Source organism: Phocoenobacter uteri (assembly GCF_900454895.1).
GTDB lineage: Bacteria > Pseudomonadota > Gammaproteobacteria > Enterobacterales > Pasteurellaceae > Phocoenobacter > Phocoenobacter uteri.
Genome location: NZ_UGTA01000001.1, coordinates 18,177 through 34,804, shown reverse-complemented (window position 1 = coordinate 34,804; position 16,628 = coordinate 18,177). Strand labels below are relative to the sequence as shown.

At 35.7% G+C, this 16,628-nt stretch carries 13 protein-coding genes; 6 read left to right on the top strand and 7 right to left on the bottom strand.

The features are described from left to right. Positions 1–39 precede the first annotated feature (39 nt). The 5 genes from DYE60_RS00135 to DYE60_RS00115 all read right to left on the bottom strand — a co-directional run bounded on the left by DYE60_RS00135 (position 40) and on the right by DYE60_RS00115 (position 7,000). A complete protein-coding gene (locus DYE60_RS00135) occupies positions 40–738 on the bottom strand; it encodes an LrgB family protein (RefSeq protein WP_115314531.1) in 699 nt (232 codons plus the stop codon). Further along, positions 731–1,144, bottom strand: a complete 414-nt coding sequence (locus DYE60_RS00130; RefSeq protein WP_115314529.1) for a CidA/LrgA family protein — start codon at positions 1,142–1,144, stop codon at positions 731–733. The genes DYE60_RS00135 and DYE60_RS00130 overlap by 8 nt, the downstream gene beginning before the upstream one ends. A gap of 55 nt (positions 1,145–1,199) precedes the next feature. Continuing rightward, positions 1,200–3,122: a DNA repair helicase YoaA gene (gene yoaA / locus DYE60_RS00125; RefSeq protein ID WP_115314527.1), complete on the bottom strand. Its 1,923-nt coding sequence runs from the start codon at positions 3,120–3,122 to the stop codon at positions 1,200–1,202. A gap of 20 nt (positions 3,123–3,142) precedes the next feature. Beyond that, positions 3,143–3,874, bottom strand: coding sequence for a dethiobiotin synthase (gene bioD, locus DYE60_RS00120; protein ID WP_115314525.1), 732 nt, complete (start codon positions 3,872–3,874; stop codon positions 3,143–3,145). Positions 3,875–3,964: 90 nt separating this feature from the next. Next, complete coding sequence (locus tag DYE60_RS00115) at positions 3,965–7,000, bottom strand: TonB-dependent hemoglobin/transferrin/lactoferrin family receptor (RefSeq protein ID WP_115314523.1); 3,036 nt, start codon at positions 6,998–7,000, stop codon at positions 3,965–3,967. Positions 7,001–7,190: 190 nt separating this feature from the next. On the opposite strand from DYE60_RS00115, the gene rnd reads away from it, so the two are divergent. Beyond that, positions 7,191–8,312, top strand: a complete 1,122-nt coding sequence (rnd, locus tag DYE60_RS00110; RefSeq protein ID WP_115314521.1) for a ribonuclease D — start codon at positions 7,191–7,193, stop codon at positions 8,310–8,312. An 82-nt stretch (positions 8,313–8,394) separates the two neighbouring features. Here the strand turns inward: rnd and sstT are convergent, their stop codons facing one another. Continuing rightward, the gene (sstT, locus tag DYE60_RS00105) at positions 8,395–9,636 is read right to left on the bottom strand and encodes a serine/threonine transporter SstT (RefSeq protein WP_115314519.1); all 1,242 of its coding nucleotides are present in this window, start codon (positions 9,634–9,636) and stop codon (positions 8,395–8,397) included. Between the two features lie 267 nt (positions 9,637–9,903). Between sstT and djlA the strand changes: the two genes are divergently transcribed. Further along, positions 9,904–10,758: a co-chaperone DjlA gene (gene djlA, locus DYE60_RS00100; RefSeq protein ID WP_115314517.1), complete on the top strand. Its 855-nt coding sequence runs from the start codon at positions 9,904–9,906 to the stop codon at positions 10,756–10,758. After that, on the top strand, positions 10,758–11,387 hold the full coding sequence (locus tag DYE60_RS00095) for a DUF2238 domain-containing protein (protein ID WP_115314515.1): 630 nt from the start codon (positions 10,758–10,760) through the stop codon (positions 11,385–11,387). The genes djlA and DYE60_RS00095 overlap by 1 nt, the downstream gene beginning before the upstream one ends. Positions 11,388–11,419: 32 nt before the next feature. On the opposite strand, the gene DYE60_RS00090 is transcribed toward DYE60_RS00095, so the two are convergent. Continuing rightward, on the bottom strand, positions 11,420–13,051 hold the full coding sequence (locus DYE60_RS00090; RefSeq protein ID WP_115314513.1) for a phosphoethanolamine transferase family protein: 1,632 nt from the start codon (positions 13,049–13,051) through the stop codon (positions 11,420–11,422). Positions 13,052–13,218: 167 nt separating this feature from the next. Between DYE60_RS00090 and dusC the strand changes: the two genes are divergently transcribed. The 3 genes from dusC to DYE60_RS00075 all read left to right on the top strand — a co-directional run bounded on the left by dusC (position 13,219) and on the right by DYE60_RS00075 (position 16,620). Further along, a complete protein-coding gene (dusC, locus tag DYE60_RS00085) occupies positions 13,219–14,166 on the top strand; it encodes a tRNA dihydrouridine(16) synthase DusC (RefSeq protein WP_115316394.1) in 948 nt (315 codons plus the stop codon). 48 nt (positions 14,167–14,214) lie between these two features. Beyond that, positions 14,215–14,568 carry an arsenate reductase (glutaredoxin) gene (gene arsC / locus DYE60_RS00080; protein WP_115314511.1) on the top strand — a complete coding sequence of 118 codons (354 nt, stop codon included), beginning with the start codon at positions 14,215–14,217 and terminating at the stop codon, positions 14,566–14,568. A gap of 252 nt (positions 14,569–14,820) precedes the next feature. Beyond that, positions 14,821–16,620 (top strand): BCCT family transporter, encoded by a 1,800-nt coding sequence (locus DYE60_RS00075; RefSeq protein ID WP_218563605.1) that lies wholly within the window; start codon positions 14,821–14,823, stop codon positions 16,618–16,620. Positions 16,621–16,628: the final 8 nt, after the last annotated feature.

The following is a 16,628-nucleotide window of genomic DNA, read 5'->3' as shown; positions in this document are numbered from 1 at the left end:
AATTGTTATACTCTAAATTCGAGTGATATTGTAAATGCTTTATTCCATAAATAATAGAATAATCTTCATTATAAAGGGAGCAAGGAAGGATGAAAGTACACCACATAACACCAATGAGATAGAAGAAAAGCTTCCCATTTTTAAACTTGCCTCTAAGGTTCGAGCCGTACCTAAGGCGTGGCTAACCGCACCAATACCCAATCCCATCGCTTTTGGATTTTTAATTTTACACCAATTTAAAATAGTTAAAGCAAAGCCAGAACCAATTAACCCTGCCACAGTGACACCAACTGCTGTAATGGCTGGTTCACCATTGATTTCTTGGGAAATTGCCACCGCGATAGGGGTTGTGACGGATTTTGGTAAAACAGAGGCTAAAATCGCTTTATCGCCGCCAAGTAGCAAAGTAAATAATGCACCTGTAAGCATTGAAAAGAGCGTAGCAAACAGCACAATAACCAGAATACTTTTCCAATAACGGCGGATTTGTGAAAGTTGTTCATAAAAAGGATAAGCTAACGCGACAATAGACACATTGAGCAATTTACTTAGTATTTCATTGCCTTGATAATAATCCTGATAAGGAATTTTTGCTGAAAGTAGTACCATAGCTAACAGCACTAAACCAATTAAAAAAGGGCTAAGCAGTGTGATTTTTAGTTTTTGGCTGAGTTTTAAACTAAATACAAAGACTAAAATCGTTAAGCACGCATAATAATAAAGATGAAGATTAGCCATTATATTTCTCTCTTTTACGTTGTTGATTTAAATAGCGTTTTCTTTTCACCTGCTTGTTTAACAACCATTGCGAAAAATAGGCGATCACTATTAAAGAAAGTACAGTGCTAAGAAAAATCGCCAAAAAGAAAGAGTGTAAATAATCACTAAACAACTGTTTATGCTCAATAATACCCACACAAATTGGCAAGAAGAACAGCGTCATATAACGAGTTAAAACTTTAGCACTTGGAATAACCCATTCAACATTGATAATGCCTGATGCAAGGCAACAAAACAGCAACATCATTCCCCAAATACTACTTGGAATACCGAGCGGGATAGCCTGATTGATTGCTTCGCCGAGATGCAACATTGCAAAAAGAATCGCAAGTGAAATAAAAAATTTGATAATTGAGCGTAACATTCCTTTTCCTAAGCGGTGTGATTTTGATCAAAATTTGCAAATTTAGTGCAAAATTCTACCGCTTATCCTTTAAAAAATTAACGACTTTTTGAAGATCTCTCGTTTTCTTTGATCTAGGTAAACTTTTTAAGAAAGTTGCACCGTATTGACGATTAACCAAACGAGAATCACAAATTAAAATCACGCCTTTGTCTGTCACATCTCGGATTAAACGCCCAACGCCTTGTTTTAAGGTAATCACTGCCTCAGGAATTTGAATATCATTAAATGGATTGCCTCCTTGAATCTGGCAATCTTCCATTCGTGCTTTTAACAAAGGTTCATCAGGCGAGCTGAATGGGATTTTATCAATGATTACTAAGGATAACGCATCGCCACGCACATCAATGCCTTCCCAAAAACTTTGAGTTGCCACAAGGACTGAATCTTTCTCAGAAATAAACTGCTTTAATAATTCACTTTTACTGGTTTCACCTTGTAATAACACGTTTAGCTTGCTGTGTTCACGTAGAAAATCGCACAATCCACGCATCATAAAATAAGAGGTACAAAGTAAAAAACAGCGTCCGTTATTGGCTTCAATCACAGGTTGCAACATTTTGCCTAATTCGGTGAGCGTGTTTTTTTGATTGGTTGCGGGCAAGTAACGAGGCACGCAAAGTAGTGACTGATTGTGGTAATCAAAGGGACTTTGTAAAATCATTTGCTCGGCGTTTTCAACACCTAAGCGTTGGCAGAAATGGTCAAATTTTCCACCCACTTCTAAGGTCGCAGAAGTAAACACCCAACCGATTTTTTGATTATTTAATTTCTCGCCGAATTTATCCGCTACGGTTAAAGGTGTGATATGTAACCCAAAATAACGCCCATTGCCTTCATACCAGTAACAATAGCCTGTCACACTGGTATCTGAAATGGCGTTGAGCAAATTTTTCACTTCCGCCAAGCGTTCATAAATTTTATCAAGGGTATCAGAACGTCCTAAGGATTTTTTGACCACTTCACTTAAAAAATCAATGTTTTCAGTGAGCTTGTTTAAACCGCCTACCACTTTTTGATCTTGAAATAGCTCTCGTAAATTGCCTTTAACTGAAAGTCCTCCAAGCAATAATCGAAAATCTTGAATCACTTTTTGAAGATGATCGGAGGCTGTGCCAAGCTGTTTGGCATCTTTCAATTCAGTGCGATAGACAATGTTGGTGTCTTTGCAAATATCAAGTAACTGGCGAGAGGTCAACGATTTACCAAAATACTGGCTCGCAATATCAGGCAATTGATGTGCTTCATCAAAAATCACTAACTGAGCCTCTGGAATAAGCTCCCCAAACCCCGTTTCTTTTACTGCCATATCCGCACAAAACAGATGATGATTTACCACTACTACATCGGCATTCATTGCCTTTTGGCGTGCTTTAACCACGTAACATTCTTTAAATTGTGGGCAATCTGTGCCTAAGCAATTATCAGCGGTACTGACTAATTGCGGTAAAATTTGGCTATCTTCGGCAATGCTGATACATTCCGTTAAATCCCCTGTTTTGGTGGCAGTTTGCCATTTACGCACTTTGGATAAATCAGCTAATACCGAACGATCCCCTGCCACCCCCATTGCGATCAGTTGATCTAAACGATCTAAGCATAAATAATTAGCTCGCCCTTTTAACAAAGCGATCTTGCCACTGTATTTTAAGGCTTTTTGAATGGTTGGCAGATCTCGGTTGAACAGCTGATCTTGTAGGTTTTTTGAGCCTGTTGAAATAATGGTTTTCTTTTTTGATAATAAAGCAGGAACGAGATAAGCAAAGGTTTTACCTGTACCTGTTCCTGCTTCGACCACAACAGAATTTGCAAATGTGACGGCTTTTCCAACCGCTTGTGCCATTTGGGATTGTGCCTCACGAGGCAAAAAGCCTTTGATATTTTTGCTTAATACGCCATTTTTATCAAAGGCATCAATAATTTTCTGTTGATACTTCATTCAATGTTCAATTTTTACGATTATTCAGTGAAGTATTGTAACAGCGGTTGAGGATTTTGAATATAGCTAAACAACTCTTGTTTTTCAGGACGACCTATATAAGGCAACTCGCCTAACAAAGGTGCATCTATGATTTGATCTAAAAGTTCCACCAATTCAGGATAATAGCGCAAACCTGGATTGATTCTATTTGCGACCCAGCCAATAATATTTACGCCGTTTTGACGAATCGCTTGTACTGTTAATTGTGTATGATTAACACAGCCCTCTTTAATCCCAACTACTAACACAACTGGCATATTGGTAGATTGAACCCAATCCGCAAAATTATAATCTTTGTTAATTGGCGTGAACCAACCATGCGTACCTTCAACAAGCACATTGGTATAAATTCGCTCTAATCGCTCTAAATCCTTATTAAGTTTTGTAATATCAATACAGCTAACTTTATCCAACGCTGCAAAAATTGGCATACTAAAACTTTTGAAGGAATAGCTAGTAATCTCATTGTAAGAGAACGCTCGCTTACAACTTGATTGTAAAATCAAAACATCGCTATTGTTTTCACAAATATTTTCGCAAATACACTTCTCGCTATTTGGCTCAATAAGCGTATCATCATCCGCCCCACAGGCGATGGGTTTATAAGGTGCAACTGGAATCTTATGTTGTTCCAGTAATTGTAATAAGGCACGGGTCACAATGGTTTTACCCACGCTCGTGTCCGTACCTGCAATAAATAAAGAGGACATTTTTTGTTCCTATAAAAAAAATTTAACAATATTGTAACTAAAAATACCCTCTGTCGTTATGTTCTAGATCAAGGTTAATGGATTTATTGTTTAGAACTCCCAAGACACATTAAATTTATAATTTCGTCCTGCTTCATAAAAACGCTTAATTCCAGCCCCTGTTTCTTGGTTTATCTTGTTAATTGTGCCTAGCACTCGAATTGAGCGAGCAGAATCCCAAGACATATATTTTTTATCTGTTAAGTTATAAATTCCTAAACTTAATGTAAGATGTTTCACTGGTTTTGCATAACCGATTAAGTCAAGGATTGTATAATGTTCGGAACGCCATGCCATTTCGCTATTCGTTACAGGTTGCCCTTTCACTAAATCGCCACGTTTTGCTTGTCCTTCCCAATACATATTATAAGTGTCTTTGGCTTTTTTAGCTTGAACATCTTTAATGAAAAGATCCGCACCATATTTATCATCTTTGGTTGAATATCCAACAGAATAAACCGATGTCGTTGGCTGAATTGCATTCATTGGAATATTTTTATCTACACGACCTTTTTGATGACTAAATTTATAACCTAGTCTAAAACCGTCCAATGTAGGGTAAAAATCACCCAAGAAAACCTGAGATTTCACTTCAAATCCTGTTACTTTAGCACTATCACGGTTTTTATTTTGATAGAACGGATAAGTAATAACACTTCCTTCTTCAACAGGTTTTTCTTTATCAAAGACTAAATCAATAAAATCATCATAATTTGTTTTAAACGCACTTAGTGTAATAAAACTGTGATCACGATAGAAAGTAAAAGCGACTTCCTGCGTTTTAGCGATTTCAGGTTTTAAATTCACATTTGGTGCAATGGTAAAACTTGGGTGTTTGAAGGTCATATACACTTCATCAGATGTCGGTGCTCTAAATGCATTCGCATACTTAAATTGTACTCGTAGCCAATCTCGTGGATCAAGATTTAACCCTATATTCCAAGAATGATGTTTATATGATCTCGGTTTTAATAACTCGTCTAAATTTTGTTGCAAGTTCGCTTCTTTCATTTCATCTGAGCAACCACCAAACCATTTAGATTTTGTAATATCACAAGGTAAAGGCGTAAAAATACCACGAATTAACCCAGCTGGAACAGGAACGCTTGCGTTATAACTTGGTAAATAATTCACTTTATCAAAGCGATAATTCAAATCTAACCCAACTTTATCATTTAGTTGAATATTATCCCCCAAATAAACAGCGGTATTTTTGGCTTTTACAGGAATTAGGAAACTACTTTGTTCAGATTCTAAATTAACTAAAGCACTACCAGAACAATCTGATGCAGTGTCATCTAAATCAATATCGTTGTTTTTAAGACAGTAAAAATCTTTATTCCACCATTTTTTATTGTATAAAGATTGCTTATCCGTATTTACCATTGATTTTTGAGTCTCGCTATACAAACCACCGTATTTAATATTGTGATCCATATTATAAAGAGAAACATATTTATCAAAATCAAGGTTTAACTGTTTCACATTGGTGTTTAAGTCACGGGTTGTATACAAACCTAAACTTCGTCCATAAGATTTTGGCATAATAACGTAACTTTTCTCAGTTGGGATTTCCATACACCAATCCTCTGTACAATCAGGGTACCAACTCGCAGGTACTTTCTTTGTTCCCTGTGGTCTTTCAATCACACCATATTTTTTCCCTGATTTACTGGTTTTAACCTCAACTTTTCGTTCTTCAAAACGATTAACCGTTTCCCCTGCTTTATTTTTCATCACAAAAACTTCAATTTTTTCAGGGCAACCTTGCTCACAGTTTAAGGCTAATTTTTCCGTTTCCATATGTTTAATACCATCATTGATAACTTTTCCATCATCTGTGATAAATTTGAAACCAGAAAAATCATCGCCCTCTTTATAAACTAGTGGTTTTCCATTAGCAGTTTCTTTATATATGCCATCTTCTTTCACTAGCTCTAAATTGGCTGGATTACGCACATTACTACAATTATCGGTACGACAATATTCATCAGATTGAGCATTATTAGTTATTTTTTGTGAAGAATAACTAATTTTGGCGTGATCCCAAAAAGGTGTTTGAGTAAAAGTTTCATAACTAAAACCGAGAGTTTTACGCTCAGAGGTATTTTTAACACTACGTTGCCCATCATTTATAGTTTCTTTACCACCCGCAAATCGTTGTGATACTGGCGAAAAGAGATAAGAAAGATCACGCCCTTGTATATCAACATTTGAATCATCATAACTCAAACTAAAACGATGATTTTCATTAGGCTGAAAACCTAATTTAACTAAGGTGCTGTTACGTTCAATTGTATAAGGATCAACTTTTTCTCGCTCTTTCCCTACTTTTAAAAAGTCTTCATTTTTACTATAAATATCATAATCATAGTTTTTACGTTCATGCCCATCTCGCGAGGTATTGATAAGTAAAATATCGAACCATTTTGCTTTTCCTGCAAAAGTATAAGATTGTAATTTTTGACGATCTAAACTTTGATAACCACCTTTTGCTTTAAAATAAATAGATTTATCAATTAAATAATCTCTAGCATCTTTGGTTTCAAAGGCAACAGAACCACCCAACGCCCCAGAACCAGATTTTACAGAATCAGCCCCTTTGCTAATTGTCGCTATTTTAACCGTTTCAACTTCAACACCATTACGTGTATTATTAAAATTTCCATAGCCTTCAAATAACTCTTTAAAACCTTGTGAACTCAGTGTTTCTGATTGCTTAAGACCATCAATCATAATTCCGACACGGTTTTCATCAACACCACGCACCGCATAACCACTTGAACCAAAACGCCCTTTTTCTACAACAGTAACCCCTGTTTCATAACGCACTAAATCACGGTTATCTGATACTTGTTGGCGGTCAATTTGCTTCGCTGAAATTTTACTTTCACCCACTTTACGTTCAGAAATAGGCACATCGTCAGGCATTGCAACAACATTGATATCGCCTAATTCATCGGCAATAACATTAGAAACAAAAAGAGAAATAAAGGAAAGAGAAAAAAGAGTTTTACAGGTTGGGGTTAAAAAATTAGATTTTGCTTGCTTACTAAAACAATATTTTTGATTGAAGTAAAATTTCATAAAATTTCCTTATAAAAATATAAATTAAGTGATTATTTTATAACAATTACATTCCCTCAATCAATAAAAAGAATAGTTATTATTTAGATTATAAACCTTCATTCTTATACATTAAAAATTTAATTAAGGTTGCAATCCCCCTGATAACCTTTAAAATTCATAGTAATTTTACTAAAAATGAATATACATAATGAAAAAAACAATAGATTATCAATGGATTGACAGCAATTTAGCCCTGAAAGATGCCTGCGAGCAAGCAAGTTTACAAACAACTATTATGCTTGACACAGAATTTGTACGAACTCGTACTTTTTATCCTAAATTAGGTTTAATTCAGCTTTTCGATCATAAAACTGTTTATTTAATTGACCCAACCACCATTGATGATTTCTCTCCTTTTATCGAATTGCTAGCCAATCCGAATATATTAAAAGTGTTGCACGCGTGCAGTGAAGATTTAGATGTCTTCCAACATTATTTTAAACAAATGCCTCAGCCAATGTTAGACACTCAAATTATGGCAGCATTTTTAGGATTAGGAAATTCAACAGGCTTTGCAAAATTAGTACAACATTATCTTGATATTGAATTGGATAAAGGTGCGTCTCGTACTGATTGGTTAAAACGACCACTCAGTGATGTTCAACTACAATACGCAGTAGCAGATGTGTTTTATTTATTCCCTGTTTATCAGAGATTGCGTGCTGAGTTTGATAAGAGTGAATGGCAAGAAGCGATTGTGCAAGAATGCCAAACTGAAATTAACAAAAAAGAACAACAGCTTGATCCGAATAAACTATACAAGAATATGACCAATGCGTGGCAACTTACACCACCACAACTTGCCATTTTACAAATTTTAGCAAAGTGGCGATATGAAGAGGCGAAAAAACGTGATCTTGCTTTAAACTTTGTGATTAAAGCAGAGAATTTATCTCAAATTGCAGAGTTACAACCAAAACATACATCACAGTTATTGGAATTTATGCATCCAAATGAAGTACGCATTCACGGTAAAAAGATCTTAAAATTGGTTGAGCAAGGTAAAGAAGTGTTGCCAGAGAACTATCCCCCTAAAATTACCCGTTTAGTTGATGAGCAAGGTTACAAACAAACATTAAAAGCTTTACAACAAAAGGTAAAACAGATTTGTCCTGAGAATTTAGATCAAGGATTACTTGCCAGTAAGCGTCAATTAAATCAATTATTCAGCTGGGAAATAAAAGGGCAAAATCCAGATAAATTGCCTGAGTTATTAAAAGGCTGGCGAGAAAAATTCGGTAAAGAATTGCAAAAAGTAATAAAAAAATAACCGCTTGTTTTTTGAGTAGATATAAAAAAATCCTTGTTTATATAACTAAACAAGGATTTTTATTAGGTTTACCTAACTATAATTATGCGCTTGGCTCTACAACATAGTCAGCTTGCTCTTTATTATCTTCTGCAATACTTACCGCTGTCGTAAATAAAACGTCTGTTGATGAGTTTAATGCTGTTTCTGCTGAATCTTGGATAACCCCAATAATAAAGCCAACACCGATCACTTGTGCTGAGATATCCGCTGGAATATCAAATAAACTACAGGCTAATGGGATCAGTAATAATGAACCACCTGCGACACCCGATGCACCACAGGCACAAATCGCTGCTACAAGGCTTAATAATAATGCTGTGCTGAAATCAGGGTTTAAACCTTGAGTATAAGCGGCTGCTAATGTTAAAACAGTAACTGTAATTGCTGCCCCTGCCATATTGATGGTTGCTCCCAGTGGGATAGACACAGAATAAATACTTTCTCGAACACCTAAACGCTCCGCTAATCCCATATTTACAGGAATATTTGCCGCAGAACTACGTGTAAAGAAAGCAGTGATTCCACTTTCACGTAAGCAAGTGAAAACTAATGGATATGGATTACGACGGATTTTCCAATACACTAATGCAGGATTTAATACGAAGGCAACCACAGCCATTGCACTTAATAACACAGCTAATAAGTGAATATAGCCTAAGAACGCATCAGGACCATTCGTTGCAATAGTGTCAGCCACTAAACCGAAGATACCGATTGGTGCAAGAGAAATAACCACTTTTACCACAAAAGAAACCGCTTCTGAAAGATCTAAAAGGAATGTTTTAGTACTTTGTGCTGCGTGGCGTAATGGAATCCCTAAACCAATAGCCCAAGCTAAAATACCAATAAAGTTAGCACTCGTTAACGCATTGAATGGATTATCAACCACATTAAAAACTAAGGTTTTCAAAATTTCACCGATGCCTTGTGGCGGTGCGATATTTCCAGGACTTGCCACTAATTCCAATTGTGTTGGGAATAAGAAACTTAAAATAACCGCCGTTAATGCCGCTAAGAAAGTACCCAGTAAATAAAGTACAACAACGGGTTTTAATGCACTATTTGAGCCCACTTCTTTATTCGCAATCGCTGAAAGGACTAAAATAAAAACAAGAATGGGTGCAATTGCTCGTAATGAACGAACAAAGAATTGCCCTAATACACCCACATCTTTGGCATATTCAGGGTTAAAAAAGGCAAGTAAGATGCCGAGTACTAAACCAATAGCAATACGTAATACGAGATTACCATTGAGTAGTTTTGATGATAACGAATTACTCATAAATTTTTCATTCTCCTGTAAAATTAAAATAATGAAATGTTGTGTTTGTAAACTTTGTATAAAAGTAAAAGCTTACAGGATAGCGAATTTTTTTTTAAAATGAAATACCCTAAAACTATTTTTTATACAAAAATTAAATACGCTTCAATAAAGCAAGAAAATTTTAAATATCAAACACAATTAGTCATTTTGAATTATCATTCTTCCCTTTTTTGTATAATTTACGTTAAAATACAGACCGTTTTAGCTAAATATAGGAAATAACAAATGCAGTTCTGGGGAAAATTTCTCGGTTTTTTTATTGGGTATAAATTTCTAGGTGGGATTTTTGGTGGGATATTAGGTTGTATCGCAACTCATTTTTTAATTAAAAAAATCTACGAAAATCAAACAATCAATTCTACCTTTTTTACAGGTAAAATTTCTCGCCAATCACTCTTTATGCAAACGACTTTTGCTGTTTTAGGACACATCGCAAAATCCAAAGGACGCGTGACTCAAGATGACATTCATCTTGCAAAGCAGTTAATGCAACGCTTACAACTTGATGAAAATAATAAAGAATTAGCCAAAAGAGCCTTTATTCGTGGTAAAGAAAGTGATTTTCCACTTCGCCAAGTATTGCAAGAATTTCGTGATGGCTGTGGTAAACGTAGTGATTTATTACGCTTCTTTGTGGAAGTGCAAATGCAAGCCGCACTACAAGATGGGCAATTAGATCCTGAAGAAGAAAAGATTTTATATACTATCGCTGAAATTTTGGGTTTATCACAATTCCAATTCCAGCAAATGTTAGCGATGGTCGCAGCGTCTCAACGTTTCCGCTCAGGAAATTTTGACGGCTTTTATCAAGAAAGTTATCAGCATCAATCAAACAATAACTATGGCTATCAGCAATCTAATCAAACTAGCTTAAAAGATGCCTACACTATTTTAGGGGTTTCAGAAACGGACGATAAAACGACCATTAAACGTACTTATCGTAAATTGATGAATGAACATCACCCTGACAAATTAGTTGCTAAAGGTCTTCCTCCTGAAATGATGGAAGTTGCCAAAGAAAAAGCTCAACAAATTCAAGCCGCTTATGATTTAATTTGTAAATCAAAAGGTTGGAAATAATGCAACTAGCATCACACCGAATTCCTTTTATTCTTGCGATTATGATTATCATAGTCGCAATTTGGTCTGGTTTCTCACCTATCGATCGTGCAGTATGGTATGCTGAAACCCTCCCTATTTTTATGGTTTTTGCACTGTTTATTGTTACTTATCCACGATTCCAATTTAGTGGGTTAGCCTATATTCTAATGTCTCTTTGGATGATTTTACATTTAATCGGTGCAAAATATACTTTTGCCAATGTGCCTTTTGATTGGGTAAATCAGTACATTGAACCTTTCTTAGGGGAAGGGCGAAATCATTTTGATCGTGTTGCTCATTACGTCATTGGCTTTTACAGTTTTCCTGTTGCTGAATTTATATTGCGTAAGAAAAAAGCAACCTTAGGTACCGCACTTTGCTTGGGACTTTTCTTTATTATGTCGCTTGCAGCAACTTATGAAATCATTGAATGGCAATATGCCGTCATTGAAGGAGGGAATGCCGGTGTTGAGTTTTTAGGTTCTCAAGGCGATATCTGGGACGCACAAAAAGATATGCTTGCGGATACACTAGGTGCAATCACTGCGTTAATCATATTTCTATTTGCACGTCCTGATTTAAAAAAATCCTCTTCTCATTCTGAATAAAAAAATAGGATAAAAAAGAGCTAAGCCATTGCTTACTCTTTTTTATCTAATAAGCTCGAAACCTTATCTTTTTCCAATGTATTAAAATCAATGGTTTTATGGAAATTAAAAATTTTAATCTTCTCATCTTCTTTATCAGAAAAGAAATGATAATTTGGATCTAGCTCTTTGGTTTTCACTCCTAACCATTCACTGAAACCATAAATAAAATTGAACGCACTTCGCTTTGTATTCACAAAAATTCTTTTGGTATCATCACTAGAAATTTTTACAAAAGGTACTTCATAGTTAGACTCAAATTTTGAATCATAATCTAAATGGATACTCTCTTTTTTATCTTTATTGATATGATTTAAACCGTGATCTGAAAAATAAATAACCGAATAACTCTGATTTTTTTCTTTTAAAAGATCAACCGTTTTACGGATAAGCGTATCAGTTTTTAAAATTGAATTCACATAACACGAAATCTCTTTATTGATAAAGGTCAGCTTTCTCTCCTCTTCCGTTACACGATCGCAAAAGTTTCGGTGTGAACCCATAACATGTAAAACAAATAAACGTGATTTCGTCCCAGATTTTGGTGGCGTATTTAACTTTAATGCTAGCTCATCTAATAATTGCATATCATCAACTGATTTAGTATTAAAGCCCCCTTTCTTAGTGAAATAAGAGAAATCAGCACTCACCCCTACTCGACTTGCCATTGTGTCATAACGTCCAATACTGCCTTGATTAGATAACCAACTCGTTTCTATATTCGCTGCTTTTGCTAAGGAAACAATGTTATAGGCATAATTCAAGGTTTTTCCTTTCTTAAAGTAAAGTGATTTCAATAAAGAATGATAGGTCGCAGGTGCGGATGAAACATAACCTGCATTAAAATAACCTTTTGATGTATCTAAGAAAGGTGTTGTAGGCAAATGGAAACCAAAAGCAGAAAAATAATCTCTTCTCGCACTTTCTCCGATAATTAACACATAATTTTGATATTTAGGGGATACTGATTCCACTTGCCAAGGATTTGGTTTCGTCAGCATACTTTCAAGTTCTTGTTTTTCATCAAAATACTCTCTAATGCTATCATGAATATTTGCATAAAAAGAAACCACATTCACAGGGCTATTTGCTAACGTCCATTTTCGTTCGTCTTCTTCATCTTTTGCTCCTTCTAAATAATATTTAGTTGGAATATAAACTAATGAAAAAATAAAGACCCCCGAAAGCACAATATTTAATATTTTTTGCTGTTTATTGATTGGTGATTTTTGATGAAATTTCTTCAATCGCATTAAAATAATACAAGAAAAAACAAACAAGAAAGGAATAATCAAATCATCTATTGAGATTTTTTGCAGGAAATCAAAGGACTCGCTGACATTCGTTTCAAAAAATGCAGCCACAATTCCCGAATTTAATTCACCATAATAAGCGTATATCGGATAATAAAGACAAAGTGTAATCGTCAAAAATAATATAACCGCTGTGAATAATTTCTCACTCATTGTATAAATTAAATGATATAAAATAAAAGTACTAAAAATAGCATAAGGAAGGCTATTTTCAGGAGAAATGAGCGTGGAGAAAAAAGCAAATAATAATAACCAAATATAAAAGATACGTTGATTCAGATAAGTAATAATTTTTGATAATTTAGATGACATAATTTTTTATTAACAATAATTGGATAACAAATATTCTATATAAAAATGTTTAAAGTACAACAAAAAAGAACAGAAAATCATTATCCTTGATAATTTGTTTTTGCTAAAATCACCCTCTTTTTTATTTTATCTATATTTAGCGGTCATATTTTGTGAAAAATTTACAAATAATCCTTGCACCAATGCAAGGCGTGTTAGATCCCCTGTTACGTCAATTACTGACGTCGATCAACGAATACGATCTTTGCGTCTCGGAATTTGTGCGAGTAGTGGATAGCCTATTACCGGCTAAAGTTTATCATCGCCTTTGCCCTGAATTACACCACAACGGAAAAACCCTTTCTGGTACGCCTGTGCGAGTACAGCTACTCGGACAACATCCACAATGGTTAGCTGAAAATGCCCAACGTACCATTGAGTTAGGCTCATCTGGAATAGATTTAAACTGCGGTTGCCCATCAAAAACCGTCAATGGGAGTATGGGTGGTGCATCATTATTAAAAGATCCTGAACTGATTTATCGAGCAACCAAAGCAATCCGAGAAGCCGTACCTCAAGATCAGATTGTTTCAGTAAAAGTTCGTTTAGGTTGGGATGATTATTCACAATCTTTTGACATTGCAGACGCGGTGCAACAAGGCGGTGCAAATGAAATTGCTATTCACGGACGGACGAAAAAAGACGGCTATAAAGCAGATAAAATTAACTGGCAAGCCATTGGTGATATTCAACAACGTTTAACCATTCCTGTTATTGCGAATGGGGAAATTATCGATTATCAATCTGCAAAAAGTTGTAAAAATATCACCGCTTGCGATCGTTTAATGGTGGGGCGTGGTGCATTAAATATCCCTAATTTGAGTAAAGTCATTAAATATGATGAGGAGAAATTAGCGTGGCACGATGTATTGCGATTATTAGAGCAATATCTTAATATGGAAAATCCCTTTGATTCAGGCTTTTATCATACTTCCCGCACAAAACAATGGCTAAAATCATTGATGAAAGAATACGATCAAGCCAAACTCTTATTTGAGCAAGTTAAAGTTCACCAAGAGCCGGAAAGTGTGAAAGTGTGCGTGAATCAAGCTTTATTATCTGTCACAAGCGGTTAAATTTTATTAACTTTTTACGATTTTTTATCAACCCGAAGAGAAAATACAATGAAAAAAGCAACCATTTATCACAATCCAAAATGCAGTAAATCTCGTGGTGCATTGGCAATGTTAGAAGAAAAAGGCTATGAAACAGAAGTCGTTTTATACTTGGAAACACCACCAACGGCTGAAATGTTAAAACAGCTTTTAACTGAAATGGATATGTCTGCTCGTGAATTATTGCGTACTAATGAAGATCCTTATAAAGCGTTAAATCTCACAAATTCTGAGTTAACAGAATCACAACTTATTCAAGCAATGGTGGAAAATCCAATTCTTATCAATCGTCCCATTGTGAAAACGCAACAAGGCACAAAATTAGGGCGTCCCCTCGAAAACATTGCGTGTATTTTAGACTAATTAAGAGTAAAATTAAGCCTTGGTGATACTGAGGCTTTTTTATATAAAAAACAAAACTTCGCCAATCTTCTTTTAACTTCATCGAACTGCTTTAAAAAATCACAATTTGAATGAAGTTGGATAATATGTTACTTTATTAGATCTCTTCGCACATAAAAATATTTATTTCAAATAATTGGTTACTTTAAAACTCGTTATTTAAAATAGATGATTTGTATGTATTTCTTTTTCCCTTAAATTAAGGAGAATATTATGAGTGACGCAAATAATAAACACTCTCATCGTAAACAAAGCCATTTAGGTAGCTTTGGAATGGACGATAATTTCAAACCTAAAGCAGAACATCTCGATACTCGAATTGATAAATTCACTTTCTTTGGCGTCTTAGCCATCTTATTTTCAGTTACGCTTCCTCTCATTTTCTTTCCTGAGCAAGGGGCTTACTGGGTCGCTGAAATTAAAGGCTTTGTTACAGATAAGCTCGGCGGGGCTTATTTAATGTTTGGTGTGCTTGCGGTCATTTTCGTGATCTATATTGCTTTCTCTGATATTGGTAATATCAAACTTGGTAAACCTGAAGACGAAATCGAATTTAAAACCGCTTCTTGGGCTGCGATGATGTTTTGTGGCGGAATTGGGGCGGGTATCCTTTATTGGGGTATCCTAGAATGGGCATATTATTATCAAGGACCACCATTTGGTATTGAAGCCACAACGCCTGAGGCGATTAAGTGGGCAAGTACCTATGGGCTGTTTCACTGGGGGCCTGTTGCTTGGGCGATTTATTTAGTGCCTGCAATTTCCATTGCTTATTTTGCCCATGTGCGTAACTCACCCATTTTAAAAGTCAGCCAAAGTTTAATGCCATTATTAGGTGAAAAATTTGCAAAAAGTAACTGGGGACGCTTAGTCGATATCTTCTTTATTTTTGGTATGATTGGCGGTGGTGCAACCTCGTTGGGGCTCGCTTCACCAATGATTACACAAGGCTTACACGAACTTTTCAACACCCCAAATGATACGATAATGCAGCTGGTGGTATTATTGGTGACAACCTTAATCTTCGCTTATAGTGCTTATCAAGGCTTAAAAGGAGGGATTCAATTCCTCTCAAATATCAATTTCTATTTAGCCATTGCATTCTTGGTATTTGTGTTCTGCTTTGGTCCAACGGTCTTTATGTTTGATACGGGTTTAGAAGGCTTAGGTCGTTCATTAACCAATATCATTTCAATGATGACGTGGACAGAAGCCTTTGGGGAATTTACAAACTTAGGCTTTAAAGATACCAACTTCCCAGGCGACTGGACAGTGTTCTACTGGGCGTGGTGGTTAGTGTTCGCCCCAACGATTGGCTTATTTATCGCTAAAATCTCAAAAGGACGTACGATTCGCCAAATGGCGGTAGGGTCAATCTTCTTCGGCTCACTCGGTTGCTCGGTCTTCTTTATTGTATTAGGTAACTACGGTTTATATATGCACTTATCCGGTGAATTAGATGTCATCAGTATTCTAAATAATCAAGGTGCTACGGAAACGATTTTTGCGATTTTACACACGCTACCAATGGATAAAGTCGTGATTGCGGTGTTTACAATTCTAGCGACCATCTTTACCGCAACCACTTTTGACAGTATTTCTTATATCTTAGCATCTGTGGTACAGCACGAAGTTGATGATGAACCCGTGCGTTGGAATCGTTTATTCTGGGCGTTCACGCTTTGCTTTATGCCTGCAACCTTAATGCTAATCGGTGATTTAAGCACATTACAAACCGCCTCTATTTTTGCGGGAGCACCTTTGTTAATCATTATGTCATTGATTATGCTTTCCACCATTAAAGCAGCAAAATATGATTTATATTACCAACCTGATTATTCATTAAGTACGATTCATATTGAAGAAGTACCGGATATATCGCCTTGGGAAGAAGGGGAGACCTCTGAAGCACCTGACGGCTCGGTTCACGCTCAAGAGGCGGAGTATGAAGAAATCCGTCAGCAAAATGAATTAGAAGAGTTGTTAGAAGAAGAAAAACAACAGAAAGAATAATGTTATAA